Raw genomic sequence first — 26,599 nt, forward strand, 5'->3', positions numbered from 1 at the left:
GGCGGCCCGGACGACCGGGCCGCCGCCAGCGCGCTCAGATCGGCGGCAGGCCGGGCCGCCGCCAGCGCGCCCAGATCTGCGGCGGGCCGGGCCGTCGATGGCGCTCAGATCGGCGGGCGACGCCAGGTGGGTCGGGCCGAGCGGCGCAGCTGCGTCGGCAGGGTCGCCATCGGGGTACGCACGGCCAGCGGCGCGTGCGCGTCGGGTACCGCCGTGGCGCCGATCCCGCCGCCCCGGGTGTCCAGCACACGGCCGGCCCGGTGCGCCACCACCCGGGCCTCCTCGTGCAGCCCCTCCAGATCCTTCGCCGCCGACCCGGTGACCAGTGTCAGCAGGGCGCTGCGCCCGGCCGGGTAGGTGATCACGCAGCCGTCGGTGGTGCACACCACCGACTCGCGGAACTCGCCCCGCCGGACCGTGTCGGCGACCCGGTGACCGAGCCCGTAGCTGGCCGCGGCGAGCGCGGCGAGGTGGGTGGCGTCGGTGCTCGGCAGGTCGCTGGAGATGAGCAGCCCGTCGGTGCCGGCCAGCACGGCGCCGGCGACCTCGGGCCGGCGTCGACGCAGCCCGAGCAGTTCCGTTCCCACCACCGTGTCTGCATCCACGAGCGTCTCCCTAGCGGTCGGCTCCGCGTCTCGGTCGGTTGGTCACTTTCCGCGCTGGGAACGCTACCGGTGGCCACTTCCGCCCGCGAGCCCGTAACCCAGGGCGATCGGTCCACAACTGGGGACCGATCGGCGGTTGCGCGCGCGCCGGTGCTGCGTCGCGGGCAGGCCGAGCGGCATCGGCGGGCGTAACCTTGGCTCGCTCACACGGCCGACTGTGTCCGCCGTCGACGGGAAAGGTGGTTGTATGACCAGCGTCTGGGAGAACCTGACCATCGATGCCCGCGATCCGGCCCGACTGGCCCGCTGGTGGGCCGAGGCGCTCGGATACCAGGTCGTCACCGAGAGACCGGACGAGGTGGAGATCCGCCAGTCCGCCGACCGCCTTCCCGGGCTGGTCTTCGTGCCGGTGACCGACGGCAAGGAGCGCAAGAACCGGTTGCATCTCGACCTCCGCCCGGCCGACCAGGAGGCCGAGGTCGAGCGTCTGGTCGACATGGGCGCCCGGCACGTCGACATCGGCCAGGGTGACGTCGACTGGACGGTCCTGTCCGACCCGGAGGGCAACGAGTTCTGCGTTCTGCGCCAAAAGTGAACCCCGCGGACGCCCGGCTGGTCCAGGAGCCGCCCAAGGACACCGGCCACCGCCGGTCGCCGTACGAGCGTGACCGGGCCCGGGTGCTGCACTCCGCGGCGTTTCGCCGGCTGGCCACCAAGACCCAGGTGCACACCGCCGGCACCGACGACTTCCTGCGGACCCGGCTGACCCACTCGCTGGAGGTGGCCCAGATCGCCCGGGAGATGGGCGCCCGGCTGGGGTGCGACCCGGACGTGGTGGACGTCGCCGGGCTCGCCCACGACCTCGGGCACCCGCCGTTCGGGCACAACGGCGAGGCGGCGCTGGACCTGCTGGCCGCGCCCTGCGGCGGCTTCGAGGGCAACGCTCAGACGCTGCGGGTGCTGACCCGGCTGGAGGCGAAGGTGCTCGCCCCGGACGGTTCGTCGGCCGGGCTGAACCTCACCCGGGCGTCGCTGGACGCGATCGGCAAGTACCCCTGGCCGCGCCGCGACGGGCAGCGCAAGTTCGGGGTGTACGCCGACGACGCGGCGGTCTTCGGCTGGATCCGGGCCGGTGCGCCCGGCGACCGGCGCTGCCTGGAGGCGCAGGTGATGGACTGGGCCGACGATGTCGCGTACTCGGTGCACGACGTGGAGGACGGCATCCACGGCGGGTACGTCGCGCTGCGCCCGCTGCTCGCGGACGCCGACGAGCGGGCCGCGCTCTGCGCCGACGTGGCCGCCGCCTACTCCGGGGAGTCTCCGGCCGACCTGGCCGAGGTGCTGGTCGAGCTGCTGGCTGACCCGCTGCTCGCCCCCCTCGTCGGCTACGACGGCAGCCACCGCGCCCAGGTCGCGCTGAAGGCCACCACGAGCGGCCTGACCGGTCGGTTCGTGTCGGCGGCGGTGGCGGCCACCGAGGAGCGGTACGGCCCCGGGCCGCACCGCCGCTACGCCGCCGATCTGGTGGTGCCGAGACGGGTCCGGGCCCAGTGCGCGCTGCTCAAGGGCATCGCCCTGCGCTACGTGATGCGGCGCACCGGCTTCCGGGGTCGCTACGAGCGGCAGCGGACGATGCTGGCCGAGTTGGCGGCGGCGCTGGTCGGACGGGCCCCGGACGGGCTCGACCCGGTGTTCGCCCCGCTGTGGCGGGCCGCGCCGGACGACGCCGCCCGGCTGCGCGTGGTGATCGACCAGATCGCCTCGCTCACCGACCCGGCGGCGATGAGCTGGCACACCCGTCTGGTCGGCGGCGGCGCACCGCCGGAGGCGACCACAGCAACTTAGGCTAACCTAAGTGCATGACGGAACGCCCAAGGAACGTCACCTCGGTCCAGGTGCTGCGCACCGAGCGACCCACCCCGCACCTGATCCGGCTCGTCCTCGGTGGGGACGAGCTGACCGGCCTGCCGGTGGGCGAGTTCACCGACCACTACATCAAGCTGGTCTTTCCGGCGCCCGGCGTCGCGTACCCGCAGCCGCTGGACCTCGCCGCGATCCGCCGGGACCTGCCCCGGGAGCAGTGGCCCCGGCTGCGCGCGTACACCGTGCGGCGGTGGGACCCGCTGGCCGGGGAGCTGACCGTGGACGTGGTGCACCACGGCGACGAGGGGCTGGCCGGCCCGTGGGCCGCGGCGCTGCGCCCGGGTGACCCGGTGCACTTCGTCGGCCCCGGCGGGGCGTACGCGCCGGACCCGGACGCGGACTGGCACCTCCTGGTCGGCGACGAGAGCGCCCTGCCGGCGATCGCCGCCGCCCTGGAACGGCTGCCGTTGGGCGCTCCGGCCCGGGTCCTCGTCGAGATCGCCGACCCGGCGGAGGAGCAGCAGTTGCTCAGCCCCGGCGCCGTGGAGCTGACCTGGCTGCACCGGGGTGACCGCCCGGTGGGCGACGCCCTGGTGGCGGCGGTGCGGGAGCTGGAGTTCCCGCCCGGTTCCGTGCACGCCTTCGTGCACGGCGAGGCGACGTTCGTCCGGGAGCTGCGCCGGCTGCTGCGCGGCGAGCGGGGCGTGCCCGCCGACCGTCTCTCCATCTCCGGCTACTGGCGGCGCGGCATGGACGACGAGGGCTGGCGCTCCACCAAGGCGGACTGGAACCGGCAGGTCGCCGCGGAGGAGCCGGCCGCTGCCTGAGCGTCAGGCGCCGACTGCCGGGTCCTCGTCGAGTTTGCCGAGGGCCCGGCTGAGCAGCACGGCGTACCCGACGATCGCCACCGCGAGCAACAGCAGCATCAGCTTCGGTTCGTGCACCCAGGTGGTGACCACGCCGACCGAGACAATCCCGTACCCGGTGATCGCCAGCCGGCCCGCGCTCGGCCGGCACCACAACCAGGACAGGGCCAGCCCACACAACGTCCAGACGATCACGGAGGCGGCCAGCACCAGTCGCAGTTCGAGCGGCAGGTGGCGCACGTTGTCGTCGACGAGTCGGACCACCTGGCCGAGGGCCCAGCCCAGCAGCAACAACGCACCGCCGAGCGGAAAGTGCAGGTAGCCGTACGCCTGCCCGCCGCGCAGTCGGCTCTGCAGCACCCGGGTGGTGACGAAGGCGGTGTACGCCCACCAGACGGCCGCCGGTATGAGGAAGGCCAACCCGGCCGTGAGGATCATGTGCGGTGGAGGGTGATCCGGCACCGCGAAGAGCAGGTTTGCCATCGCGCTGCCCAACACGATGATCGTGAACTGGCCGATGCGTTCCGGCAGGTGCCGGTTGTCCACCGGCCAGTCGTTCAGCCAACGTCGGCCGACCCAGGGGGTGGCCAGCTCGATGACCATCGCGATGATCCACAGCGTCGGGCGCGACCCGGTGGGGGCGACCAGCGAGGCCAGCCAGATGAGCCAGCCCGTCCCGAAGCCGAGCAGGTAGATCGTGGTCACCGTCCGGGCCATCGGGCTGGTCGGCCGGGCCCGCAGATACAGCAGGAGCAGCACACCCCGCACGACCAGGTATCCCACCGGAAGCAGCACGCTCTCCGGCACCTCGTCGACGCCGAGCGTCATCGCGCCGGCGCCGACCAGGGCGACCAGCACCAGCAGCCGGTGCGGCGCGTCGTCCGGGTCGAACCGGTTGTCGTAGAAGACCTGCCCCAGCCAGCACCACTGGACCACCAGAAACAGCCCGATCACGGCCAGCACGGCCGTCGGCGCCGGGGTCGGGTCGTCGCCGAGCCGACGTACGACGGCCGCCAGCGCGTACACGAAGATGAGGTCGAGGAAGAGTTCGAGCCAGGTGGCGTGCCGGTGGCCGGCCTCGTCCTGGGCGGGCGCCACGCCACGCAGCCCCAGCCGCCCGAGGATCCGGCTCCGCCGGCGAGCGCCGTCACCGCGTACCCTGCGCATCTGGTCATGGTCCCCGCGCGGTCCCGGCGGCCGGGCCGGAACGGGTGAGCCCGACGGCGGCCCCCGCCACACCGGTGTCCCCCGGCCGGCGTGTCCTCGGCCCGGCAGGGCAGGATGTACGCCGAGGGGGTGGCGCATGGCTGGGCGGATCCGGGACGAGGACATCGCACTGGTCCGGGAACGCACCTCGATCGGGGATGTGATCTCCGAGACGGTCACCCTGAAGTCAGCTGGCGGCGGCAACCTCAAGGGCCTGTGCCCGTTCCACGACGAGAAGAGCCCGTCGTTCAACGTCTCGCCGGCCCGCAACGTCTGGTACTGCTTCGGCTGCGGGGCCGGCGGCGACGCGATCAAGTTCCTGATGGACGCGGAGCACCTCAGCTTCGTCGAGTCGGTGGAGCGGCTGGCCGGGCGTGCCGGCATCCAGCTGCGCTACGTCGAGGACGACCGGAGCACCCCGCGTCCCCGCCCGCAGCAGGGGCAACGGCAGCGCCTGGTCGCCGCGCACGCCGCCGCGGTCGATTTCTACCGGGCGCAACTCAGCACCGCCGGGGCGCGGCCGGCCCGGGAGTTCCTGGCCAAACGGGGCTTCGACCGGGCCGCCGCCGAGCGCTACGGGTGCGGGTTCGCGCCGGATGGCTGGGACCTGCTCACCAAGCACCTGCGCCAGCAGGGCTTCACCCATCAGGAGCTGGTCACCGCCGGGCTGTCCCGGGAGTCCCGCTCGGGCACGCTGATCGACAGGTTCCGACGCCGGCTGCTGTGGCCGATCCGGGACCTCGCCGGCGACGTGATCGGCTTCGGCGCGCGCAAGCTCTTCGACGACGACGACGGCCCGAAGTACCTGAACACCCCCGAGACGCCGATCTACAAGAAGTCGCACGTGCTCTACGGCATCGACCAGGCCAAGCGGGAGATCGCCAAGCAGGGCCGGGCGGTGATCGTCGAGGGTTACACCGACGTGATGGCCTGCCACCTGGCCGGGGTGACGACGGCGGTGGCGACCTGCGGCACGGCCTTCGCCGCGGACCACATCTCGGTTCTGCGCCGCCTCCTGTTCGACAGCGACGAGGTGGCCGGCGAGATCATCTTCACCTTCGACGGCGACGCCGCCGGCCAGAAGGCCGCGCTGCGCGCCTTCGAAGACGACCAGCGCTTCGTCGGGCGCACGTTCATCGCGGTCAGCCCGGACAACATGGACCCGTGCGACCTGCGGTTGGCCAAGGGCGACCTGGCGGTCCGCGACCTGGTCGCCCGGCGCGAGCCCCTTGTCGACTTCGCGCTGCGACACGTGATCAGCCGCTTCGACCTGGACACCGTCGACGGCCGGGTCGAGGCCATGCGCCACGCCGCGCCGCTGGTCGCGCGACTCAAGGACCGGGAGAAGCGTCCGGAGTACGTCCGCAAGCTCGCCATGGACCTCGGGATGGAGATCGAGCCGGTGCAGCGGGCGGTGCTCGCCGCCGCCAACACCCCGCCGCCCGGCACCCGGGATGCCGCACCCGCCGCCCGGCCCGAGTCGGCTCGCCCCGAACCGGCACTGGACAGCCCGCTGTCGATGGTCGAGCGCGAGGCGTTGAAGCTCGCCCTCCAACAGCCGGTGCTGGCCGGGCCGATGTTCGACGCCGTCGAGGCCACGGAATACCGCAACCCGGTGCACGTCGCCGTGCGGGCTGCTGTCGCGGCGGCCGGTGGGGCCGCGTCGGCGACCGGCGGCGCCGTCTGGATCGAGAAGGTCCGTGACGCCTGCGACGACCTGGCCTCGGCGGCGCTGGTCGGCGAGTTGGCCGTCGAGCCGCTGCGGATCGACGGTGAAGCGGACCCACGCTACGTCTCGATCACCATGGCCCGCGTGCAGTTCGGGTCGGTGACGGCCCGCATCCGCGACCTCAAGTCGCGCATCCAGCGGATCAACCCGGTCAACAACAAGGACGAGTACTTCGCCGCCTTCGGCGAACTGCTGTCGCTGGAGCAGCATGCCCGGGCGTTGCGCGAGCAGGCCGCGGGAGGGCTCTAGATGGGACTGTTCAGCCGCAAGCCGAAGCTGCCGCCGGCCGACCGGCCACCGTTGGCCGCCGACGAGCGGGTGCTCGCCTGGTCGGCGGCGGGCAACGGCGAGGGCGACGGGGTCGTCGTGGCCAGCAACCTCGGGCTGTGGCTGCCCGGCCGGGGGCACCGCATCGGCTGGCACGACGTGCTCAAGGCGGTCTGGTCCGGTCGGGAGCTGACCGTCACGCCCGCCGAGACGGTCGTCGAGCGCGACGGCTACACCGTGGTCGCCGACGGGCCGGCTGAGACGTACCTGCTGCTCGACCCGGGTGAGCTGCCGCACCAGGTGCGGGCACGGGTGACGCGCTCCGTCGCGTACACCGAACACCAGCCGGTGCCCGGCGGCGCGGCCCGGGTCGCGGCCCGGCGGGTGGCCGGCGTGGACGGTCTGACCTGGACGGTCCGCCTCGATCCCGGCACACCGGCGGACGACGCGGCCCTGCTCGCCGAGACCGACCGGCTGGTCGCCGCGGCCCGCGCCGCCACCGCGCCGGCCGACGGCTGACCGGCCGTCACTTCGCGCCGAGGTCGTTCAGCGCCTTCTCGGCGCCGCGGTGCAGCGGCACCGGCAGGGTCCTGCGGGCCTTCTCCAGCGAGATCCCCTTGGCCGCCGGGTTGGCCTGGGCCAGGACGTCGCGCTTGTCGAACACCGTCCGGGTGATCGCGCAGGCGACGTTGGCGTCCAGGTCCTCGCGGACCAGCAGCACGTTGGGTACGACGATGGTCGGGGTGTCGGTCGCCGTCCGGTACACGTCCCGACCGATCGTGCCGGCCTGGTAGCCGGGGCTCAGCGCGGTCAGCTTCGGCAGCAGGGCCGCGATGTCGACGAACCGCACGGTGTCGCCGGCGGTGGTGAACAGGTCGGTCAGGCCGCCGGTGGGCAGACCGCCGGACCAGAAGAAGCCGTCGATGCTGCCGTCCTTCATTCCCTCGACCGTCTTGGTCAGGTCGAGCCGCTGGGCCCGAACGTCCTTGGCCGGGTCGAGTCCGGCGGCCTCCAGCAGCCGGTTCGCCATCACCTCGGTGCCGGACTTCGGGGAGCCCGTGGAGATCCGCTTGCCGCGCATGCCGGCCACCGAGGTGATTCCCGAGTCCTTACGGACCACCACCTGGGTGTAGTTGTCGTAGAGGCGGGCCAACGCCTGCACCGGCTGCGGCGCGGAGAAGCTGCCCTTGCCCTCGACCGCGTTGACCGCCGTGTCGAACAGCGAGAACGCCACGTCGTACTGGCCGCCGACCAACTGCTCGACGTTCTGGACCGAGGCGCCGGTCTCGGCGGCGGTGCCGGTGAGCTTGCCGCCGGTCGACCCGGACAACTGCCCGGCCAGGGCGTTGCCGATCGGGTAGTAGACGCCTGTCGCGTTACCGGTGGCGATGCCGACCCGGGTCTCCCGGGCCACCTCGCAGGTGACCGCGCTGGACGTGTCGTCCTCGGCGGCGCCGCCCTGCTGGCCACCGCAGCCCGCGGTCGTGACGAGGGCGAGCACGCTCAGGCCCGCCGCGAGTCGTACGTCGATTCGTCGCACAGTTTCTCCTCTGTTGGTGTTCGCGGTCGGCCCGTGGATCCGCGTCGGACGAGCACTCCCGCTGCGGCGATGGCGGCCAGCGCCACGCCGACCGCGACCGGCACGGGTTCGAGCCAGAGCAGGGTGACGCCGGCGATGGCGCCGAGCACGCGTTCCGGGGCGCCGGCGGGACCCACGCCGGGCAGCCAGCCACCGGCGGCGACGGCCAGCACGGACACGCTGAGCGCCGTCACCACGGCGGCGAAGGCGATCCGCAGGACGCCGCCGATGCCCAGCAGACCGAGGCCGGCCGGCGTGATCACGAACGCGATCGGGATCAGGTAGGCCGGCAGGGCGTAGCGCAGGGTCTGCCACATGGTCGGCACCAACCGGCCGCCGGTGACGGCGGCGGCGGCCACTGCCGCGAGCGCGGTGGGCGGGGACACCTCGGACAGGACCGCGAAGTAGAAGACGAACATCGCCGCGGCGGGCGCTGTCACGCCCAGGTCGAGCAGGGCCGGGCCGACGATCACCCAACCGATCACGAACGAGGCGGTGACCGGCACGGCCAGGCCCAGCAGGCTCAGTGCGACGGCAGCGAGCAGCGCGGTGAGCGCCAGCACGACAGTCGGGTTGGAGGTGGCCGCCTTGGCCCCGCCGACCAGCAGCGCCGCCGCCTGCGGCCCGAGGCCGGTCTTGGTGGTGGTCGCCGTGATGATGCCGGCGGCGGCGCAGACGGCGGTCACGGCGAGCGCGCCGCGCACCCCGGTGACGAGCGCGGTCATCAGCCGGGGTGGCGTGAGCCGGTGCGTACGGTCCAGGAAGGAGAGCGCGGCGGCCAGGAGGGTGGCGAAGACGACCGCCCTCGTCGCGGACATGCCGACGGCGAGGAACACGACGATGGCGATCAGCGAGGCGAAGTGGTAGCCGAACCGGGCCAGCAGGCGCCACGGAGAGCCGACGTCGATCACCACCGGGCGTACGCCCGAGCGGCGGGCATCGATCTCCACGGAGAGCAGGATGCCGAGGTAGTAGAGCACGGTCGGCACGGTTGCCCAGCTCAGCACCTGCAGGTACGAGACGCCCAGATACTCGGCGATGATGAACGCCGCCGCGCCCAGGGTGGGCGGGGAGAGAATCGCGCCCACACCGGCGGCGGCCAGCATGCCGCCCGCGCGCTCGGCCGGGTAGCCGGCGCGGCGCAGCAGCGGCCAGGTGACCGCCCCGATGCTCACCGTCGTGGCGGCCCCGGACCCGGAGACGGTACCGAGCAGGAAGCCGGAGGCCACCGCCGTACGCCCGGCGGCGGTGCGCGAGCGGCGGAACGCCGCCGCCGACAGCTCGACGAAGAACCGCCCCGCCCCGGACAGTTCCAGAACCGCGCCGTAGATGGTGAACAGCACGATGTACGAGGCCGCCACGTCCAGCGGGGTGCCGTAGAAGCCGCTGTCGGAGTTGTAGAACGCGTCGACCAGTTGGCTGAAGTCGAGCCCGGCGTGGGCTACCGGCCAGGACTGCGGCAGCAACCCGCCGTAGTAGCCGTAGCCGAGGAACAGCAGGCAGACCGCGGGCAGGATCCACCCGGTGGTGCGCCGGCAGGCTTCGAGCAGCAGGAGCAGCAGGATGGTGCCCAGCACCAGATCCGGGGGTGCCAGCAGACCCTGCCGGTCGAGGAAGGCGTTGTAACCGCCGCCACCCGTACCCAGGGGGATCGGTAGGACGGGGTAGAGGCAGGCGGCCACCGCCAGGACGGCCAGTGCCCAGTCCACGGCGGTGGGCCGCGCCAGAGCGCTGCCGTCGCTGTCGCTGTCGCTTCTGCGCCGCCGCCAGGCCGGCATTCGCAGGCCCGCCGGGTGGACCAGGAAGACCGGCGGCAGCATGCCCGCCAGGAAGATGATCAAATAGTATTTGCTGCCCTGCGCCAGAGGGCGGAAGACCTGCCACAGGGCGAGAAGGCCGACCGCCAGCGCCGCTGCGGTGAAGAGTAGGCCGGCCGGCCCGGACAGCACCCGGCCCGGCTTCTCGTCCTCGAACTGGGCGGCCAGCTCCCGGGTGGCGCGCTCGTCAACGGCCCGAGCATCATCGCCGAGCCGCTCGGCCGAATCGGTGCCTTCGGGCGTGCTGGTGTCGGCTGAGCTGGCGTGGGGCGCTCTGGGGCGAGGTGGCGACCCGTTCTCGGCCGGGCCGGGCTCACTGACGGGAGAGTTGGCTGGTCGTGAGGGTGGCGACGAACCGTCGGGCGAACGGATGGGCGACACGATCGGACGATACACGTCGATTGGCTGGTGGGTGGGGCAGCGAAGAGTGTTCGTGTCTCCTCGGGGTGTTCACGGCCCGTGCCGCGGCCTTTCGCATGCCGGATCTGCACGCTGGGCCCGAATTTCCGTGGAAAGCTGTCGGATCCGGCCGCTAGGGTCGGGCGGTGACTTCGGGGCGACCACTGATTCAGGCTCGTGGGCTGGTGAAGCGGTTCGGTGACTTCACCGCCGTCGACGGCATCGACGTCGAGGTGCGCTCGGGTGAGGCGTTCGGTTTCCTCGGGCCCAACGGCGCCGGCAAGTCCTCCACCATGCGAATGGTCGGCTGCATCTCTCCGCCGAGCGGCGGTGAGCTGCGCATCCTCGACCTGGATCCGGTCCGCGACGGGCCGGCGATCCGGGCCCGGCTCGGCGTGTGCCCGCAGATGGACAATCTCGACCCGGAGCTGAGCGTCCGGGAAAACCTCACGGTGTACGCCCGCTACTTCGGCATCTCGCGCCGGGTCGCCCGGGAACGGGCCGCCGAGCTGCTCGACTTCGTCCAGCTCACCGAGCGGGCCGACAGTAAGGTCGAGCCGCTCTCCGGTGGGATGAAGCGCCGGCTGACCATCGCCCGCGCCCTGGTCAACGACCCGGAGATCGTGCTGCTCGACGAGCCGACCACCGGGCTCGACCCGCAGGCGCGGCACCTGGTGTGGGAGCGACTGTTCCGGCTCAAGCAGCAGGGCGTGACGCTGGTGCTCACCACGCACTACATGGATGAGGCCGAGCAGCTCTGCGACCGGCTGGTGGTGATGGACGGCGGGCGGATCGTCGCCGAGGGCTCACCCCGGGCGCTGATCGAGGAGCACTCCACCCGCGAGGTGGTCGAGCTGCGCTTCGCCGCCGAGTCGCAGGAGCCGTTCGCCGGCAAGCTCGACGGTGTGGGGGAGCGGGTCGAGGTGCTGCCCGACCGCGTCCTGCTCTACGTGCCCGACGGCGACGCGGCGGTCGCCGAGGTCGGCGCGCTGGGGCTCAACCCGGCCAACGTCCTGGTGCGGCGCAGCGGCCTGGAGGACGTCTTCCTGCACCTGACCGGCCGCACCCTGGTCGACTGAGCCCGTGCCGCCGCTCGCTTCGCAGATCTTGGACAGTTTCCGTTAGCTGCTAACGGAAACTGTCCAAGATCTGCTCTAGGTGTCGTTCATCGGGCTCTTGCCCAGGTGAGGAAGCGGTCGCGTAGTTGGTCGGTGCCGGGGAGGTCTCCGGTCGCCTCGTCGAGCAGCGTCGCGAGGTAGATGAGCAGGCCGGTCCGGTTCTCGCGGTACTCGCCGAGCAGTGCCAGGCGAGCCGGGGAGCAGGGCCACGCGGCACCGCAGACCCGGCAGCGCCACGACGGTCGCGCCGCCACGTGCGAGCGGTAGCGGGGCATCGGAGCCTCCCTTTCTCGTGGACCGGCGTGCTCGATGGATGGGAGCGCCCCGGATCGGGGGTCACGGGGCGCCCCCGGCCTGGTTCCGCCCGCCGTCCGATCCCGTGAGCGGTCCCGCTGCGTGACAGTCTGCTGAGGACGCGACTACCGTGGGGGGTTCCGCGCGCCGACGACCAGCGCGTACGGTGATCGGCCCGGCACGGTACGAGGATGTACGGAGGGTGTCCGTGGAGAGTTCGTCCATGCTGGAGCATTTCGCGGAGGAGCTACGGCTGGCCCGGGCTGCCAGTGGCATGTCCCAGGCGACGCTGGCGGAGGCGCTGAGCTACTCCGGGGCACTGGTCGCCAAGGTGGAGACCTCCGAGCGCCGGCCGAGTCTGGACTTCGCGCGCCGGTGCGACGCCGTGTTCACTGCCGACGGGCGCTTCGAGCGCATCCAGCGGCGGATCAGCCGCGAGGCCGTGGTGCCGTGGTTCCGTGACTGGGCGGGCATCGAGCAGGAGACCACCGCACTGCGCTCGTTCGAGCCGCTCTACCTGCCGGGCTTGTTGCAGACCGAGGGCTACGCCCGCGCCATCCTGGCCGGTGCCGGGCTCTTCGCGGCGGATGAGGTCGAGCAGCAGGTGACAGCCCGGCTCGACCGGCAGGCCGTGCTCACCCGGGACCGGCCACCGCTGCTGAGTGTGGTCGTCGACGAGTACGCGCTGCGCCGCAGCGTCGGCGAGCCGGAGGTGATGAGCGAGCAGTTGCGGCACCTGGCGAAGCTCGGCTCGGCCCTGCCCCGGGTCAGAATCCAAGTAGTGCCGCTGTCCGCCGGTGCTTACGCTGGGCTCGATGGCCCCTTCGTGATCGCCACCACCGCGACCGGTGAAGATGTGGTCTACCTGGACGGGCAGCGCCACGGGCAGGTCATCGACCGCGCCGAGTACGTGCGGCAGATGGTCGAGGTGTGGGAGTCGATCCGGGGTGAGGCACTATCGCAGCAGCAGTCCCTCGAACTGATCGTGGAAATGGCGGAGACATGGAGCTGACCGGCGCCCGGTGGCGCAAGAGCAGTCGCAGCAACGGCAGCGGCGGCAACTGTGTGGAGGTTGCGGAGAATCTGTCGGGGGTGGTGGCCGTTCGTGACTCGAAGGATCCGGCTGGCCCGGTGCTCGTCTTCGAGCCCGAGGCGTGGCGCGCGTTCGTCGGGCTCGGTGCCGGTGTCCGGTAGGTCCCCGGCCCGGTAAATCCCTCGGCGGTCGCGCGGTCCGACCGCCTGGGCCTGCCCAGTCCCAAGGTCAACTCGGCTTCCTGAAAACCGGGGTGTCCGCGGGACCGGGATACCCCGGTTTCCAGGAACCCGAGTTGATCTGCCATGAGGCACTACCGCAGCAGCAGTCATCCGACGGGAGCGCAGGAAGTGGCGGAGACATGGAGCTGACCGGCGCCCGGTGGCGCAAGAGCACCCGCAGCGGCCCGGATGGCGGTAACTGCGTGGAGGTGGCCGACAACCTTCCGGGGCTGGTGGCCGTTCGTGACTCGAAGGATCCGGCTGGCCCGGTGCTCGTCTTCACGCCCGACGCGTGGGGCACGTTCGTCGGGTCCGACGCTGTCCGGGCGATGTGATCGACTCCGGATCGGCGATACGGCGGTGTCCGGGCGACGGGATGGCGCCACATCGCCGATCTGTAGTGGATCATCGCGCCGGCAGGCCGTGGGCGTGGCGCGCGACCCGGCGGAAACCCGGGCGACACGTCGACGGGGTCGCCGTAGGGTGACCGGCGGCCTGTCGTACCCCGGGGGTAGGAAGGTCGGGGACGGGGGGTGGTCATGGTGAGTGTGGCGCAGCGGACGCGGTTGCCCTGGGTGCCGGCGTACGCGGTGTTCGAGCACTACCTGGTGAATCTTCGTCGCACCTGGCGGGCGGGGGTGTTCTCGTCGTTCCTGCTGCCGGTGCTGACCGTGCTCGGCTTCGGGCTGGGCGTCGGCGCGTACATCGACCAAGGCGTCGACGGGGTGCGCTACCTCGACTGGCTGGTCCCCGGGCTGTTCGCCTCGACGGCGCTCCAGGTGACCGTGGGCGACTCGACGTGGCCGGTGTTCAGCAACTTCCAGTGGGTCAAGATCTACTTCGCGCAGACGGCGTCGCCGCTACGGGTGGGCGACATCCTGGCCGGGCACCTGGCCTTCGTGCTGTTCCGGGTGCTCACGACGATCGCGGCCTTCCTGCTGGTCACCGGGTTGTTCGGGGCGTTGCGGTCGCCGTGGGCGGTGGCCACCCTGCCGGTGGTGGCGCTGCTCGGGCTGGCCGGGGCCACGCCGACGTTCGCGTACGCCGCGGTGGTGTCCAGCGACAGTTGGCTGGCGATGCTGTTCCGGTTCGCGGTCATCCCGATGACGCTGTTCGCCGGCGTGTTCTTCCCGGTCGAGTCGTTGCCGGAGGCGCTGCGCTGGCTGGCGTACGCGACTCCGCTGTGGCACGCCGTCGACCTCTGTCGTGCGGCGACGCTCGGTGTCGCCCCGCAGTGGTCGATCGGCGGGCACCTGCTCTACCTGGCTGCGTGGGCGGCCGTCGGTTGGCTGCTGGCGCTGCGCGCCTTCCGCCGCAAGCTCGTCGTCTAGGGAGATCTCGTGGTCACGCTGGTCCTGCCCCGGCTGGTCGACGTCTCCGCCGCGTCCCGGCGGTCGGGGTCGGTCATCGAGCGCAATCTCGCCGCGCTGAAGTCGGTCTACTGGCTGCTGCTGCTCTCCGGCTTCGTGGAGCCGCTGCTCTACCTGCTCTCCATCGGCGTGGGCGTCGGGTCGCTGGTCGGTGACCTGCCGCTGCCCGACGGGCGGCTGGTGTCGTACGCCGCGTTCGTCGCGCCGGCGATGCTGGCCGCGTCCGCGATGACCGGGGCGCTTGCCGAGACCACATTCAACTTCTTCGGCAAGATGAAGTACATGAAGCTGTACGACGGGATGATCGCCACCCCCGTACGGCCGTTCGAGATCGCCCTCGGTGAGCTGAGTTGGGCGATGTTGCGAGGCAGCGCCTACTCGGCCGCGTTCCTCGGGGTGATGGTCGCGTTGGATCTGACCAGCGTCGTCCACGCGCTCACCGCGCTGCCCGCCGCGGTGCTGGTCGGGTTCGCGTTCGGGGCGCTCGGCATGGCGATCTCCACCTTCATGCGCAGCTGGCAGGATTTCGACCTGGTGGCGTCCGCGCAGTTCACCCTGTTCCTCTTCTCCGGCACCTTCGTGCCGGCGCAGGCGTACCCGACCCTGCTGCACTGGCTGGTCGAGGTCACCCCGCTGTACCGGGCCGTGCACCTGATCCGTGGCGTCGCGCTCGGCACCGGGGGTTGGCTCTGGCTGCTCGACGTGCTCTACCTGCTGGCGATGCTGGCGGTCGGCCTGCTGGTGGCGTCGCGCCGGATGGGCAGGTTGCTCTACCCGTAGGGGTTATCAGCCGCTGTTCGCGGGGCATGTCCTGGGGGCGACACCGCCGACCAAGAGGAGGGGCGATGGCCTCCGACGAGACGTCCGCCCACCGTGAGCGCAGCGGGCCGGTCGGGCCCGACGCTGGGCCGGACAGCCCCACCGATCTGCCCGGCAGCGGCTGGAAGGCTGCGCTGCGCCGCACGGTCACCGAGTTCCAGGACGACAGCCTGACCGACTGGGCGGCGGCGCTGACCTACTACGGGGTGCTGTCCATCTTCCCGGGCGTGCTGGTGCTGATCTCCATCCTCGGCCTGCTGGGCACCAGCGCCACCGAGGGCGTCAAGGAAACGGTCAACCAGGCGGTGCCCAACGAGAGCATCCAGAAGATCATCGAGGATGCGATCAACCAGGCGCGGGACAGCGGAGGCCTGGCCAGCGTCGCGGCGATCATCGGTCTGCTGGCGGCGTTCTGGTCCGCGTCGGGCTACGTCGCCGCGTTCATGCGCGCCTCGAACACGATCTACGACGTGCCGGAGGGCCGGCCGATCTGGAAGACGCTGCCGATCCGGGTCGGCGTGACGGCGGTGATCGGCGTGCTCCTGCTGGCCTGCGCGGTGATCGTGGTCTTCACCGGCCGGCTCGCCGAGGTGGTCGGGGACGTGGTCGGCCTCGGCTCGACGGCCGTCACGGTCTGGGACGTCGCCAAGTGGCCGGTGCTGCTGCTCCTGGTCAGCCTGATGTTCGCGATCCTCTACTGGGCCTCGCCGAACGCCCGGCACGGCGGGTTCCGCTGGGTCAGCCCGGGTGGGGTGCTCGCCGTGGTGATCTGGCTGGTGATCTCCGGTCTCTTCGCCTTCTACGTGAGCAACTTCGGCTCGTACAACAAGACGTACGGTGCGCTGGCCGGCGTGATCATCTTTTTGGTCTGGCTCTGGCTGAGCAACATCGCGATCCTGTTGGGCGCCGAGTTCGACGCGGAGTTGGAGCGCGGCCGGGCCATCTCGGCCGGCCACGCCGTCGACGACGAGCCGTACCTCGAACTGCGCGACGACCGCAAGCTCAGGAAGAAGCGGAATTCGGCTGCCAAGCGCTGACCTGATCGCACAGCGGCCGCTCCCGCAGCCGCAGCGCCCCGACCTGGTTCTGCACCTGCTTGCGGGCGGCCCATGGCCCGGCATCGTCCCAGCACGCCTCGACCAGATGTGTGACGTCCATCACCGCCCGGGGGGCGGGAGCGCGAGGCGCTCCCGCCCCCCGGTTCGTTTCCGCAGGCCCTTTTCTTGATCCACTATTAGCTTTTGCTCTTACGGACAAAAGTTGCCACCGGAACGGTCGAAGCTCTGGACAGGCGGTGCGGAACGCTCCTACTGTGTCGGACACAACACCTCGGCGTTGCGTCGATGTGAACGAGTTCGATGAAGAGGTGAACTCCCCGGTGCGGACCGTCGAGCCCCTGCACGTCCGACTGTTGCGGTTGCTCCGCGACGAGGGAGCCGTGTCCCGCGCCGAGCTGGGCGACCGCCTCCAGATGCCCCGCCCGCGCCTGTTGGCCGAGCTGGACCGGCTGGTCGCCCTGGGTTACGTCGCCGAGGCCGGGCTCGCCGCCTCCCGGGGCGGGCGTCGCTCCACCCTGGTCGAGCTGAACCCGAAACTGCGCTTCGCGGCCGTCGACCTGGGCGCCAGCTCGATGGACGTCGAGGTGGTCAACGGTCGACTCGAACCGGTGGCCCACTACGCCGAGCCGGCCGACATCCGCAATGGACCGAAAGTGACCCTGCAACGGGTCAACGAGCTGCTGCACAAGGCCCGGGTCGACGGCGCGTACGAGCGGTTGGACGCGGTCGGCATCGGTGTGCCCGGCCCGGTCAGCTTCCGCGACGGCGTCCCGGTCTCGCCGCCGATCATGCCGGGCTGGGATCGGTTTCCGGTCCGCGAGCTGCTCAGCCGGGAGCACGGCTGCCCGGCGGTGGTCGACAACGACGTCAACATCATGGCGATCGGTGAGCGGCACGGCGGGGTCGCCCACTCGGTGGACGACTTCCTCTTCGTGAAGATCGGCACCGGTATCGGCTGCGGCATCTACCTGACCGGCGACGTCTACCGCGGCACCGACGGCTGCGCCGGGGACATCGGCCACATCCAGGTCGACTCGCACGGGCCGATGTGCTCGTGCGGGAACGTCGGATGTCTGGAGGCGCTGTTCAGTGGTGCCGCGCTGGCCAAAGAGGCGACCGCCGCCGCCCGCAGCGGGGCGTCGCCGGCACTGGCCGAGCGGCTGGGCCTGCGCGGCGTGGTGACCGCTCTGGACGTCGCCGAGGGCGCGGTCGAGGGCGACGTGACCTGTATCCAGCTGATCCGCGACGGCGGGCGACGGGTCGGCGGAGTCCTCGCCGGTCTGGTGAGCTTCACCAACCCGTCGATGATCGTGATCGGCGGTGGGCTGGCCCAACTCGGGCACATCCTGCTCGCCGAGATCCGCAGCGTGGTCTACCGCCGGTCGCTGCCGCTGGCCACCGGCAACCTGCCCGTCGTGCTGTCCGAGCTGGGTGGTCGGGCCGGCGTCGCCGGCGCGGCCGTGCTCGCCAGCGACGTCGCCTTCGGGGAAGCATCATGAGCGAGGAGGAGACCGTGGCCCTGTCCGACGAGACCGCCACCACCGGGTCGGCCGACGCCGACGCGCCGCTGGTCGAAGCTCCGCCCGACACCGTCGCGGGCGAGGTGGTCCTGCGCCTCACCGACGTGGTCAAGACCTTCCCCGGCGTACGCGCCCTTGACGGTGTGCAGCTCGAGGTACGCGCCGGAGAGGTGCACTGCCTGCTGGGGCAGAACGGCGCCGGCAAGTCCACCCTCATCAAGGTGCTGGCCGGAGTGCACCAACCGGATTCCGGGCTCGTCCAGTGGCGCGGCGAACCGGTCACCTTCGCCAACCCGCAGGCCGCCATGAAGGCCGGCATCGCCACCATCTACCAGGAACTCGACCTCGTCGAAGACCTCTCGGTCGCGGAGAACGCGTTCCTCGGGCACGAGTACCGCAGCCTCGGCTTCGTCCGGCGCGGCCGGATGGCCCGGCACACCCGGCAGATCCTCAGCCGGCTGGGTCACGGCGAGATCCCGCCCGGGCGGATGGTCCGCTCCCTGCCGGCGGCCGGCAAGCAGATCGTCAGCATGGCCCGGGCGCTGTCGCACGAGGCGCGACTGATCATCATGGACGAGCCGAGCGCGGTGCTGGCGCACGACGAGGTCGGCAACCTGTTCCGGATCATCCGCGAGCTGGCCGCGCAGGGCATCGCCGTCATCTACATCTCCCACCGTCTGGAGGAGATCCGCGAGATCGGCGACCGGGTCACCGTACTCAAGGACGGCCGGACCACGGCGGCGAACCTGCCGGCACGCGACACCCCGACCCGCGACCTGGTCAGCCGGATGACCGGCCGGACCATCGAGTACGTCTTCCCGGACCGGCCGGCCGACGACACCGCCGGCGCCGACCTGCTCCAGGTGGACGGGTTGACCCGCACCGGCGAGTTCGCCGACGTCTCGCTGAACGTGCGGGCCGGGGAGATCGTCGGCATCGCCGGCCTGGTCGGCTCCGGCCGGTCCGAGCTGCTGGAGACGATCTACGGCGCCCGGCTGGCGGAGGCTGGCACGGTGCGGATGGACGGCAAGGTGCTGCGCCCCGGCGTCGGTGCGGCGGTGCGGGCCGGCATGGGCATGGCCCCGGAGGAGCGCAAGAGCCAGGCGCTGCTGCTCGGCGAGCCGATCTACCGCAACGTCACACTCGCCACCTTCGGCCGGTACGCGCGGCTCGGCTTCACCAACGCGGCGGCGGAACGCGCCGAGGCGGACCGGATCGCCGAGACCCTGGAACTGCGGCCCCGGGACGTCGACCGGCCGGTACGCACCCTGTCCGGCGGCAACCAGCAGAAGGTGGTGGTCGGCCGATGGTTGCTCGGCGGCACCAAGCTGCTGCTCCTCGACGAGCCCACCCGGGGCGTGGACGTGGGCGCCCGGGCCGAGCTGTACCAGGTCATCCGATCACTGGCCGCGCAGGGCGTCGGCGTGCTGCTGGTCTCCAGCGAGGTACCCGAGGTGCTGGGCCTCGCCGACCGGGTGCTGGTGATGCGGGAGGGCCGGGTCGTCCGCGAAGCCGCGGCCGGCGAACTCGACGAGAACACTGTGCTTGACCTCGTGATGGCGGGGTCCTTGATGGAAGGCGCACCGGCATGAGCGACGCGACTCCCACACCCACCGCGACACCGGAACGCCCACAGCTTCCGGCGCAGTCGCCGCCGGTGGACCCCGCGGAGACGGCGGTGACCAGCGACAAGGCCGCATCCACCGGCAAGCTCTCCTGGTGGCGGGGCGACGGCGGCGACGGCGCGAAGCGCAACCTCGGTCTGATCGGCGTGCTGGCCGCGCTCATCGTGGTCGGTGCGGTCACCAAGCCCGAGCTGTACGGCGACCCCACCTGGGTCTGGAACAACGTGCTGGCGATCCTCCAGCTCGCCTCGGTCGTCGGCGTGGTCACGGTCGGCATGACCTTCGTGATCATCGGCGGTGGCATCGACCTGTCGGTCGGAGCGATCGTCGCGCTGGCCGGGGTCTGGTGCACCACGGTGGCCACCCAGAGCTACGGCGCCGGCGGCATGATCTTCGCGGCCCTCGTGGTCGGCATCTGCGTCGGCCTGGTCAACGGCGTCCTCATCTCGTACGGCAGGTTGGTGCCCTTCATCGCGACCCTCGCGATGCTGGTGGCCGCGCGCGGCCTGGCGGCGTCGATCTCCAACAAGCAGACGCAGGTGTCGAGCAGCACGTTCATCAACGACATCGCGGCCCGCAAGGTGATCGGCATCCCGATCCTCGTCTACATCCTCGGCGCGGTGGTGGTGGCCGGGTGGGTCCTGCTCAACCGGACGACCTTCGGCCGGCGGACGGTCGCCGTGGGCGGTAACCCGGAGGCGGCCCGGCTGGCCGGCATCAACGTGCGCCGGCACACCATGCTGCTCTACGCGCTCTCCGGTCTGTGCTGCGGCATCGCCGCCATCATGCTCACCTCGCAGGCCACCTCGGCGCAGGCGGCGATGGCCAACCTGTACGAGCTGGACGCGATCGCCGCGGCGATCATCGGCGGGACGCTGCTGAGCGGGGGGCGCGGCACGATCGTCGGCTCGCTGCTGGGCGTCATCATCTTCGCCACGATCACGAACCTCTTCGCCATCAACGGCCTCTCCATCGAGGCGCAGAACATGGTCAAGGGCGGCATCATCGTCGCCGCCGTCTTGATCCAGCAGTTCCAGTTCAAGTCCGTCACTCGGCTCCTCGCGCGGAACAGGGTCACCACCGCAACCTGACGCACCGCACCGTTGTCCAGGCGACGTCGAGATCTTCGACAGTGGCCGGGCCTCGCACACCCTCATCCCTAAAAAACGCTCCCAGGAGGTCGTTCATGACCCAGCACAGTCGCGACCTGTCGCGCCGCCGGTTGCTCTTCGGTGGAGCCGCGGTCGGCGCCGCCACCCTCTTGACCGCCTGCACCAGCAACGAGACACCGGCCGCCAGCACCCAGACCAAGGCCGCCGGCAACGCCGAGGGCAACAACGCCCCGGGCAAGAAGGTCGTCATCGGCTTCTCCGCCCCGGCGGCCGACCACGGCTGGATGGGCGCCATCCACGCCAACGCCAAGGCCCAGGCCGCGGCGTACTCGGACGTGGAGTTCAAGGAGGTCGACGGCGGGTCGAACTCGGAGGCCCAGCGCTCCACGCTCGGCACCCTGATCGCCCAGAAGCCGGACATCATCGTCGTGCTGCCGCACGACGGCAAGGAGGTCAACGCCGTTGCCCTCCAGGCCATGCAGGCCGGCATCCCGATCGTCAACCTCGACCGGGCGTTCCCCGACGCGCTGGCCTCCCGGCTGGTGATCAAGGGTGACAACTACGGCATGGGCGTCTCGGCCGGGCACTTCATCGGCAAGCAGCTCAAGGACAAGGGCGTCACCAACCCGGTCATCGGTGAGATCGCCGGTCTGGAGATCCCGCTGACCGTCGAGCGCAGCGAGGGCTTCAAGGCGGCCCTGGCGACGTACGGGTTCAAGGTCACCAACCGTCGTTCGGCCGAGTTCACCCCGGACAGCGGCCAGCGCGAGGCGGCCCAGCTCCTCCAGGCGTTGCCGAAGATCGACGCGATCTGGAACCACGACGACGACCAGGGCATCGGTGTGCTCGCGGCCATCAAGCAGGCCAACCGGTCGGAGTTCTTCATGGTTGGCGGTGCCGGCTCCAAGCTCGCGATCGACGCGATCAAGGCCGATAACTCGGTGCTGAAGGCGACGGTGACCTACAACCCGTCGATGGCGTCCTCGGCGATCTCGCTGGCGCGGCTCATCGCGCAGGGTCGGGGCCTGGGCGACCTGACGGAGCTGCAGGTGCCCAAGGAAATGACCCTCGCCTCCGAGACGATCACCAAGGAGAACGCGAGCAGCTACGACAAGCTCGGGTTCTGACATACCGGGGGGAGACCCACCTTGTCCACGACAGACAGAGAACTGCGGATCGGCATGGTCGGTTACGCGTTCATGGGCGCCGCGCACTCGCAGGCGTGGCGCACCGTGAACCGCGTGTACGACCTGCCGGCACGGGCCAGGATGGCGCTGATCTGCGGCCGCGACACACCGAAGGTGGCCGAGGCCGCCGACCGGCTCGGCTGGGACGCGTACACGACGGACTGGCGTGACGTGATCAACTCCGCCGACATCGACGTGGTCGATATCTGCACACCCGGCGACAGTCACGCCGAGATCGCCCTCGCCGCACTGGCCGCCGGCAAGCACGTCCTGTGCGAGAAGCCGCTGGCCAACACAGTGGCGGAGGCACGGGCGATGACCGCCGCGGCGGACACCGCCCGCGCCGCCGGGGTGCGATCGATGTGCGGGTTCAACTACCGCCGGGTCCCCGCGGTCACGATGATGCGCCAGATGGTCGCCGACGGACGACTCGGGGTGATCCGGCACGTCCGAGCGACGTACCTGCAGGACTGGATCGTGGACCCGCAGTTCCCGCTGGTCTGGCGGTTGCAGAAGGACAGGGCGGGCTCCGGCGCGCTCGGTGACATCGGTGCGCACATCATCGACCTGACGCAGTTCGTCGTCGGTCAGCGGATCACCGGCGTCAGCGCGATCACCGAGACGTTCGTGAAGGAGCGGCCGTTGCCGGCCGGGTCGAGCGGGTTGGCGGCCACGGTGGACGGCAACGGATCGGTCGACGGCAACGGCTCGGCCACCGGGCCGGTCACCGTCGACGACGCCGCGATCTTCGTGGCCCGGCTCGACGGCGGCGCCCTGGCGACGTACGAGGCGAGCCGTTTCGCCACGGGCCGCAAGAACGCCCTCCGAGTCGAGATCAACGGCTCGCTGGGCAGCGTGGTCTTCGACCTGGAGCGCCTCAACGAGTTGGAGTTCTACGACGCCACCCGGCCTACCCTGGAACAGGGCTTCAGCCGGATCCTGGTGACCGAGAGCGACCACCCGTACATGTCGGCGTGGTGGCCGCCCGGCCACATCATCGGCTACGAGCACTCCTTCACCCATCAGATGCGCGATCTCATCGAGGCGATCGCCACCGGCACCGACCCGGCGCCCTCCTTCGCCGACGCGTTGCAGGTCCAGCTCGTGCTGGACGCGGTGACCCGTTCGGCGGACGTCGGTTCGTCCTGGACCGACGTGGAACCGGCGCTGACCGCGGTGGCCGTCTGACCCCCTGACCATCCGCGACGGCGGTGTTCGCGCCGCCGTCGCCCGACCGGCTTTCCGGAGCCGACCGGCGAGGGACCGACCGCGGTTTGCGCCCCGCGGTCGGGACGAGGTCGGCTCCGGAGAGTGTGCAGCCGGGCCGTGTGGCCCGGTGGCGCACGAGCAGGACGGTCGTCCGGTGCGACCGGACCGGGATTCCCCGGCCGCACCGGAGGACCGCCACCACCTGAGACGTCCGGTCGGGGCACGCCAACGCCCCGGCCGGCCGGATGCGGGGGAGGCAGGGTCGAGACGCCGACCGACCCTGCCTGCCAGCCCCGTCTGCCCGCACCCGTACCGGAAACCGGTCCGTCGTCGTCGCCGCCGACGCCGACGCCGGATCCGGTGTCGTTCCGGTACGGGTCGGGCGGGCGGGGCCCATCCGCCAAGGCCGTAGCTTTTCGAAAAATATTCTGATATTCCTATATTTAAGTACACCGACGGTTCCTCCTGGACGGGAAGGAGCACCATGCGAACGGGTGTCTGGCTGGTAGGAGCACGCGGTTCGGTCGCGACCACCAGCATCGTCGGAGGGCTCGCGCTGCGGGCCGGCCTGGCCGGGCCGACCGGCTGCGTCACCGAGTTGCCGGATCTGCGCGGTCCCGCCCTCCCGTCCTTCGCGGACCTGGTCTTCGGTGGGCACGATGTGGCCACCACCCCATTGAGCAAGCGCGCGGAGGCCCTCGCCGACACCGGTGTGATACCCGGTCGGCTGGTCGCCGCGCTCCCCGACGAGCTGGCCGCCGTCGAGCAGGAACTGCGTCCGGCCCCGCTCGGCGGCACCCAGGCCGACCGGGTCGCGACCGTCGTGGGTGACCTCACCTCCTTCCGTGCGCGCAACCGGCTGGACCGCGTGGTCGTGGTCAACGTCTCGGCCACCGAACCCGCACCTCGACCGCACCCCGGGCACGCCGACCCGGCCGCGCTGCGTGCCGCGCTCGCCGGCCCGGACGAGGTGCTGCCGCCCAGCTCCCTGTACGCGTACGCGGCGCTGCTGGCCGACTGCCCGTACGTCGACTTCACCCCGTCCACCGGGCTGCGGCTGCCGGCGCTGGCCGCGCTGGCCGAAGAGCGGCGCCTGCCGTACGCCGGGCACGACGGCAAGACCGGTGAGACCCTGGTCAAGTCGGTGCTCGCGCCGATGTTCGCGATGCGCAACCTCGCCGTGCGCTCCTGGTCCGGGATGAACCTGCTCGGCGGCGGCGACGGCGCCACCCTCGCCGACCCGGCCGCCAACGCGGCCAAGGTGCAGAGCAAGCAGCGCGTGCTCGGCGAGACGCTGGGCTACGTCCCGCAGGGCAACACCCGCATCGAGTACGTCGAGGAGTTGGGCGACTTCAAGACCGCCTGGGATCTGATCACGTTCGCCGGCTTCCTCGGCACCGGGATGCGGATGGAGTTCACCTGGCACGGCTGCGACTCCGCGCTGGCCGCGCCGCTGGTGCTCGACCTCGCCCGGCTCACCGCCGCCGCGCACGCCGCCGGGCACGTGGGGCCGTTGGCCGACCTGGGCTTCTTCTTCAAGGACCCGCTCGGCTCGCCCACCCACTCGCTGGCCGAGCAGTGGGCCCGGCTGACCGACTTCACCCAGCGGTTGCACGCCGGCCTGGACGGTGGCCATGACCACGCTGGCTGACGTGGCCGAGCTGGTCCGGGCGCCGGCCGCGCTCTCGGTCCCCGGTGACGTGGTCGCCGGCGCGGCGGCCGCCGGCGCGTTGAGCCCGCGTACCCCCGCCCTCGCCGGCGCGTCGGTGCTGCTCTACTGGGCCGGCATGGCCGCCAACGACTGGGCCGACCGGGAGCTGGACGCCGTCGAACGCCCCGAGCGGCCGATCCCCAGCGGCCGCGTCACCCCGACTGCCGCGCTGGGCCTCGCGGCCGGCCTCACCGCCGCCGGCGTGGGCCTGGCCGCCGCCGTGGGCGGTCGCCGCGCCGCCGCGCTCGCGGTGCCGCTGGCCGCCAGCATCTGGGGGTACGACCTGCTGGCCAAGAACACCGCCGCCGGCCCCGCCGTGATGGCCGCCTGCCGAGGGCTGGACGTGCTGCTGGGCGCATCCGGCGGCCACCTGTGGCGGGCGCTCCCCTCGGCGGCGACCGTGGCGGCCCACACCTGGACGGTCACCACCCTGTCCCGGCGCGAGGTCACCGGCACGGACGCGGCCCTGCCGATGCGGACCCTGGCCGGCACCGCCCTGGTCGCCGCCAGTGCCGCCATCGCCGTCCCCGGCGCTCGTCGCGCTGTCGTGCCCGCCGCTCGTGGCGCTGCCGTCCCTGGCACCCGTGGCGCTGCCGTCCCTGGCACCCGTACCGCTGTCGTCCCCGGCGCCGAAGCTGCCGGGGCCGACGGGCGGGCCGTCGTGGGCGGGGGCCGGGCCCGGTCGGCCGGGTTCGCCGTCGCGCTGCCCGCGCTGCTGGCCGGGTGGTACGCCGCCCGTTACGGCGCGGCCCAGGCCCAGGTCGTCCGGGATCCCTCGGCCGGGAAGGTCCGCGCGGCGGTCGGCGCGGGGATCACCGGCCTGCCCGCCCTGCAGGGAGCGCTCACCGCACGCGGCGGCGCCGGCCTGCTCGGGCTGGCCGTCGCGGCGGCGGCGCCGCTGGGCCGTCGGCTGGCCCGGAAGGTCTCCCCGACATGACCGTGCCCCGGCCCCGACCCGCGCAGTCCGGAACCGCTCGGCCTCGACCCGCGCAGTCCGGCAACGGGACGGTCGTGCCGCCGAGCGGCGACGCGACGACGCTGCGCCTCGGGTACGGCACCAACGGCTTCGCCAACCACCGGCTCGACGACGCGCTCGCCGTCCTCGCCGACCTCGGCTACGACGGCGTGGCGCTCACCCTGGACCACGACCATCTGGACCCGTTCGCACCCGGGCTCACCCGCCGGATCGCTGCGGTCGCCCGGCGGCTGGACGCGCTCGGTCTGGGGGTGGTGATCGAGACCGGGGCCCGCTACCTGCTCGACCCGTGGCACAAGCACGCACCGACGCTGCTGCACGACGACCCCACCCGGCGGATCGAGTTCCTTCGCCGGGCGGTGCGGATCGGCGCTGACCTGGGGGCGGAGGCGGTCTCGTTCTGGGCCGGCGTGCGGCCCGAGACGGTGTCACCGCAGTGCGCCTGGGACCGGCTCGTCGCCGGCTGCGCCAGCGTGATCGACGCCGCCGACAGCGCGGGCGTCACCCTCGGCTTCGAGCCGGAGCCGGGCATGCTTGTCGAGAGCATCACCGACTGGCGTCGACTGCACGCGGCGCTCGACGCGCCGGCCCGCTTCGGCATCACCCTCGACATCGGCCACTGCCGGTGCCTGGAGCCGTGGCCGGTGCCGCAGTGTGTCGCCGAGGTGGCCGACCACCTGGTCAACGTGCAGATCGACGACATGCGCCGGGGCGTGCACGAGCACCTGGAGTTCGGCACCGGTGAGATCGACTTCCCGCCGGTGCTGGCGGCCCTGGCCGAGGCCGGCTACCGCGGGCTGGTCGCCGTCGAGTTGCCCCGCGACTCGCACGCCGCACCGGACGTGGCCGCCCGGTCCATTGATTTCCTGCGCGCGGCGGCCACTTCGACAATCGGTGACCGCCGGCGACAAGAGGTACCCGCCGACGCCCTTTGCTCTGCTTCAACGGACGCAACAGATCGGGACACCAACCGTCGCGTGGAGTGAAGCAGAGCAAAGGACGCGCTCGGGCACCC

24 protein-coding genes and 1 pseudogene are annotated in these 26,599 nt (G+C 71.8%); 20 read left to right on the forward strand and 5 right to left on the reverse strand.

Translation table 11 applies throughout. The features are described from left to right. Nucleotides 1-104 precede the first annotated feature (104 nt). Nucleotides 105-605, reverse strand: a complete 501-nt coding sequence (locus ABZU53_RS05555) for a roadblock/LC7 domain-containing protein (protein WP_355064064.1) — start codon at nt 603-605, stop codon at nt 105-107. A 247-nt stretch (nt 606-852) separates the two neighbouring features. Here ABZU53_RS05555 and ABZU53_RS05560 point away from each other — a divergent pair, with 247 nt between their 5' ends. The 3 genes from ABZU53_RS05560 to ABZU53_RS05570 are packed head-to-tail and all read left to right on the forward strand — an operon-like array spanning nt 853 to nt 3,295. Next, on the forward strand, nt 853-1,200 hold the full coding sequence (locus tag ABZU53_RS05560) for a VOC family protein (protein WP_354854637.1): 348 nt from the start codon (nt 853-855) through the stop codon (nt 1,198-1,200). Beyond that, nucleotides 1,197-2,450, forward strand: coding sequence for a deoxyguanosinetriphosphate triphosphohydrolase (locus tag ABZU53_RS05565; RefSeq protein ID WP_354854635.1), 1,254 nt, complete (start codon nt 1,197-1,199; stop codon nt 2,448-2,450). The genes ABZU53_RS05560 and ABZU53_RS05565 overlap by 4 nt, the downstream gene beginning before the upstream one ends. A 14-nt stretch (nt 2,451-2,464) precedes the next feature. Next, nucleotides 2,465-3,295 carry a siderophore-interacting protein gene (locus ABZU53_RS05570; protein ID WP_355064066.1) on the forward strand — a complete coding sequence of 277 codons (831 nt, stop codon included), beginning with the start codon at nt 2,465-2,467 and terminating at the stop codon, nt 3,293-3,295. 3 nt (nt 3,296-3,298) lie between these two features. Here ABZU53_RS05570 and ABZU53_RS05575 read toward each other — a convergent pair whose 3' ends face one another. Next, nucleotides 3,299-4,501 carry a low temperature requirement protein A gene (locus tag ABZU53_RS05575; RefSeq protein WP_355064067.1) on the reverse strand — a complete coding sequence of 401 codons (1,203 nt, stop codon included), beginning with the start codon at nt 4,499-4,501 and terminating at the stop codon, nt 3,299-3,301. A gap of 114 nt (nt 4,502-4,615) precedes the next feature. Between ABZU53_RS05575 and dnaG the strand changes: the two are divergent. Together dnaG and ABZU53_RS05585 are read left to right on the forward strand one after the other, a co-directional pair. After that, nucleotides 4,616-6,518 (forward strand): annotated as a pseudogene (dnaG, locus tag ABZU53_RS05580) (DNA primase). Then, entirely contained in the window at nt 6,519-7,055 is a 537-nt protein-coding gene (locus tag ABZU53_RS05585; protein ID WP_354854629.1) for a hypothetical protein, read from the forward strand. It begins immediately after the preceding pseudogene. Nucleotides 7,056-7,062: 7 nt separating this feature from the next. Here ABZU53_RS05585 and ABZU53_RS05590 read toward each other — a convergent pair whose 3' ends face one another. Continuing rightward, nucleotides 7,063-8,076 carry a TAXI family TRAP transporter solute-binding subunit gene (locus ABZU53_RS05590; protein WP_355064069.1) on the reverse strand — a complete coding sequence of 338 codons (1,014 nt, stop codon included), beginning with the start codon at nt 8,074-8,076 and terminating at the stop codon, nt 7,063-7,065. Then, entirely contained in the window at nt 8,040-10,313 is a 2,274-nt protein-coding gene (locus ABZU53_RS05595) for a TRAP transporter fused permease subunit (RefSeq protein ID WP_354854625.1), read from the reverse strand. The genes ABZU53_RS05590 and ABZU53_RS05595 overlap by 37 nt, the downstream gene beginning before the upstream one ends. Before the next feature lie 164 nt (nt 10,314-10,477). On the opposite strand from ABZU53_RS05595, the gene ABZU53_RS05600 reads away from it, so the two are divergent. After that, on the forward strand, nt 10,478-11,410 hold the full coding sequence (locus tag ABZU53_RS05600) for an ABC transporter ATP-binding protein (RefSeq protein WP_354854623.1): 933 nt from the start codon (nt 10,478-10,480) through the stop codon (nt 11,408-11,410). Nucleotides 11,411-11,496: 86 nt separating this feature from the next. Here ABZU53_RS05600 and ABZU53_RS05605 read toward each other — a convergent pair whose 3' ends face one another. Further along, the gene (locus tag ABZU53_RS05605) at nt 11,497-11,724 is read right to left on the reverse strand and encodes a flavin reductase (RefSeq protein WP_354854621.1); all 228 of its coding nucleotides are present in this window, start codon (nt 11,722-11,724) and stop codon (nt 11,497-11,499) included. Between the two features lie 227 nt (nt 11,725-11,951). Between ABZU53_RS05605 and ABZU53_RS05610 the strand changes: the two genes are divergently transcribed. The 14 genes from ABZU53_RS05610 (at nt 11,952) to ABZU53_RS05675 (ending at nt 26,570) form a co-directional block, all read left to right on the forward strand. Continuing rightward, nucleotides 11,952-12,755 carry a helix-turn-helix transcriptional regulator gene (locus tag ABZU53_RS05610; protein WP_354854620.1) on the forward strand — a complete coding sequence of 268 codons (804 nt, stop codon included), beginning with the start codon at nt 11,952-11,954 and terminating at the stop codon, nt 12,753-12,755. Then, nucleotides 12,746-12,937, forward strand: a complete 192-nt coding sequence (locus ABZU53_RS05615; RefSeq protein ID WP_354854618.1) for a DUF397 domain-containing protein — start codon at nt 12,746-12,748, stop codon at nt 12,935-12,937. The genes ABZU53_RS05610 and ABZU53_RS05615 overlap by 10 nt, the downstream gene beginning before the upstream one ends. Before the next feature lie 200 nt (nt 12,938-13,137). Beyond that, nucleotides 13,138-13,332 (forward strand): DUF397 domain-containing protein, encoded by a 195-nt coding sequence (locus ABZU53_RS05620; protein WP_354854616.1) that lies wholly within the window; start codon nt 13,138-13,140, stop codon nt 13,330-13,332. Nucleotides 13,333-13,536: 204 nt separating this feature from the next. After that, on the forward strand, nt 13,537-14,328 hold the full coding sequence (locus ABZU53_RS05625) for an ABC transporter permease (RefSeq protein WP_355064071.1): 792 nt from the start codon (nt 13,537-13,539) through the stop codon (nt 14,326-14,328). A 9-nt stretch (nt 14,329-14,337) separates the two neighbouring features. Continuing rightward, a complete protein-coding gene (locus ABZU53_RS05630; protein ID WP_354854614.1) occupies nt 14,338-15,147 on the forward strand; it encodes an ABC transporter permease in 810 nt (269 codons plus the stop codon). 65 nt (nt 15,148-15,212) lie between these two features. Next, nucleotides 15,213-16,223, forward strand: coding sequence for a YihY/virulence factor BrkB family protein (locus tag ABZU53_RS05635; RefSeq protein WP_354854612.1), 1,011 nt, complete (start codon nt 15,213-15,215; stop codon nt 16,221-16,223). Between the two features lie 341 nt (nt 16,224-16,564). Next, nucleotides 16,565-17,743: an ROK family protein gene (locus ABZU53_RS05640; protein WP_354854610.1), complete on the forward strand. Its 1,179-nt coding sequence runs from the start codon at nt 16,565-16,567 to the stop codon at nt 17,741-17,743. Then, a complete protein-coding gene (locus ABZU53_RS05645; RefSeq protein WP_354854608.1) occupies nt 17,740-19,356 on the forward strand; it encodes a sugar ABC transporter ATP-binding protein in 1,617 nt (538 codons plus the stop codon). The genes ABZU53_RS05640 and ABZU53_RS05645 overlap by 4 nt, the downstream gene beginning before the upstream one ends. Further along, nucleotides 19,353-20,480, forward strand: a complete 1,128-nt coding sequence (locus ABZU53_RS05650) for an ABC transporter permease (protein ID WP_354854606.1) — start codon at nt 19,353-19,355, stop codon at nt 20,478-20,480. Before ABZU53_RS05645 ends, ABZU53_RS05650 begins: the two co-directional genes overlap by 4 nt. A 95-nt stretch (nt 20,481-20,575) precedes the next feature. Beyond that, nucleotides 20,576-21,628 carry a substrate-binding domain-containing protein gene (locus tag ABZU53_RS05655; protein WP_354854604.1) on the forward strand — a complete coding sequence of 351 codons (1,053 nt, stop codon included), beginning with the start codon at nt 20,576-20,578 and terminating at the stop codon, nt 21,626-21,628. A 21-nt stretch (nt 21,629-21,649) separates the two neighbouring features. Then, nucleotides 21,650-22,876, forward strand: coding sequence for a Gfo/Idh/MocA family oxidoreductase (locus ABZU53_RS05660; protein WP_355064073.1), 1,227 nt, complete (start codon nt 21,650-21,652; stop codon nt 22,874-22,876). Between the two features lie 505 nt (nt 22,877-23,381). Further along, nucleotides 23,382-24,548: an inositol-3-phosphate synthase gene (locus tag ABZU53_RS05665; protein WP_354854600.1), complete on the forward strand. Its 1,167-nt coding sequence runs from the start codon at nt 23,382-23,384 to the stop codon at nt 24,546-24,548. Then, nucleotides 24,532-25,545, forward strand: coding sequence for an SCO3242 family prenyltransferase (locus ABZU53_RS05670; protein WP_355064075.1), 1,014 nt, complete (start codon nt 24,532-24,534; stop codon nt 25,543-25,545). The genes ABZU53_RS05665 and ABZU53_RS05670 overlap by 17 nt, the downstream gene beginning before the upstream one ends. Beyond that, a complete protein-coding gene (locus tag ABZU53_RS05675; RefSeq protein WP_355064077.1) occupies nt 25,542-26,570 on the forward strand; it encodes a sugar phosphate isomerase/epimerase family protein in 1,029 nt (342 codons plus the stop codon). Before ABZU53_RS05670 ends, ABZU53_RS05675 begins: the two co-directional genes overlap by 4 nt. Nucleotides 26,571-26,599: the final 29 nt, after the last annotated feature.

The organism is Micromonospora sp. NPDC005194, assembly GCF_040608335.1.
Classification (GTDB): Bacteria; Actinomycetota; Actinomycetes; order Mycobacteriales; family Micromonosporaceae; genus Micromonospora.

Bases quoted from the DNA above. Each gene is read 5' to 3' on its own strand.
- ABZU53_RS05585 (WP_354854629.1), top strand. From the start codon at position 6,519: ATGGGACTGTTCAGCCGCAAGCCGAAGCTGCCGCCGGCCGACCGGCCA.
- ABZU53_RS05635 (WP_354854612.1), top strand. From the start codon at position 15,213: ATGGCCTCCGACGAGACGTCCGCCCACCGTGAGCGCAGCGGGCCGGTC.
- ABZU53_RS05560 (WP_354854637.1), top strand. From the start codon at position 853: ATGACCAGCGTCTGGGAGAACCTGACCATCGATGCCCGCGATCCGGCC.
- ABZU53_RS05570 (WP_355064066.1), top strand. From the start codon at position 2,465: ATGACGGAACGCCCAAGGAACGTCACCTCGGTCCAGGTGCTGCGCACC.
- ABZU53_RS05670 (WP_355064075.1), top strand. From the start codon at position 24,532: ATGACCACGCTGGCTGACGTGGCCGAGCTGGTCCGGGCGCCGGCCGCG.
- ABZU53_RS05605 (WP_354854621.1), bottom strand. From the start codon at position 11,724: ATGCCCCGCTACCGCTCGCACGTGGCGGCGCGACCGTCGTGGCGCTGC.
- ABZU53_RS05620 (WP_354854616.1), top strand. From the start codon at position 13,138: ATGGAGCTGACCGGCGCCCGGTGGCGCAAGAGCACCCGCAGCGGCCCG.
- ABZU53_RS05575 (WP_355064067.1), bottom strand. From the start codon at position 4,501: ATGCGCAGGGTACGCGGTGACGGCGCTCGCCGGCGGAGCCGGATCCTC.
- ABZU53_RS05625 (WP_355064071.1), top strand. From the start codon at position 13,537: ATGGTGAGTGTGGCGCAGCGGACGCGGTTGCCCTGGGTGCCGGCGTAC.
- ABZU53_RS05675 (WP_355064077.1), top strand. From the start codon at position 25,542: ATGACCGTGCCCCGGCCCCGACCCGCGCAGTCCGGAACCGCTCGGCCT.
- ABZU53_RS05665 (WP_354854600.1), top strand. From the start codon at position 23,382: ATGCGAACGGGTGTCTGGCTGGTAGGAGCACGCGGTTCGGTCGCGACC.
- ABZU53_RS05650 (WP_354854606.1), top strand. From the start codon at position 19,353: ATGAGCGACGCGACTCCCACACCCACCGCGACACCGGAACGCCCACAG.
- ABZU53_RS05655 (WP_354854604.1), top strand. From the start codon at position 20,576: ATGACCCAGCACAGTCGCGACCTGTCGCGCCGCCGGTTGCTCTTCGGT.
- ABZU53_RS05615 (WP_354854618.1), top strand. From the start codon at position 12,746: ATGGAGCTGACCGGCGCCCGGTGGCGCAAGAGCAGTCGCAGCAACGGC.
- ABZU53_RS05645 (WP_354854608.1), top strand. From the start codon at position 17,740: ATGAGCGAGGAGGAGACCGTGGCCCTGTCCGACGAGACCGCCACCACC.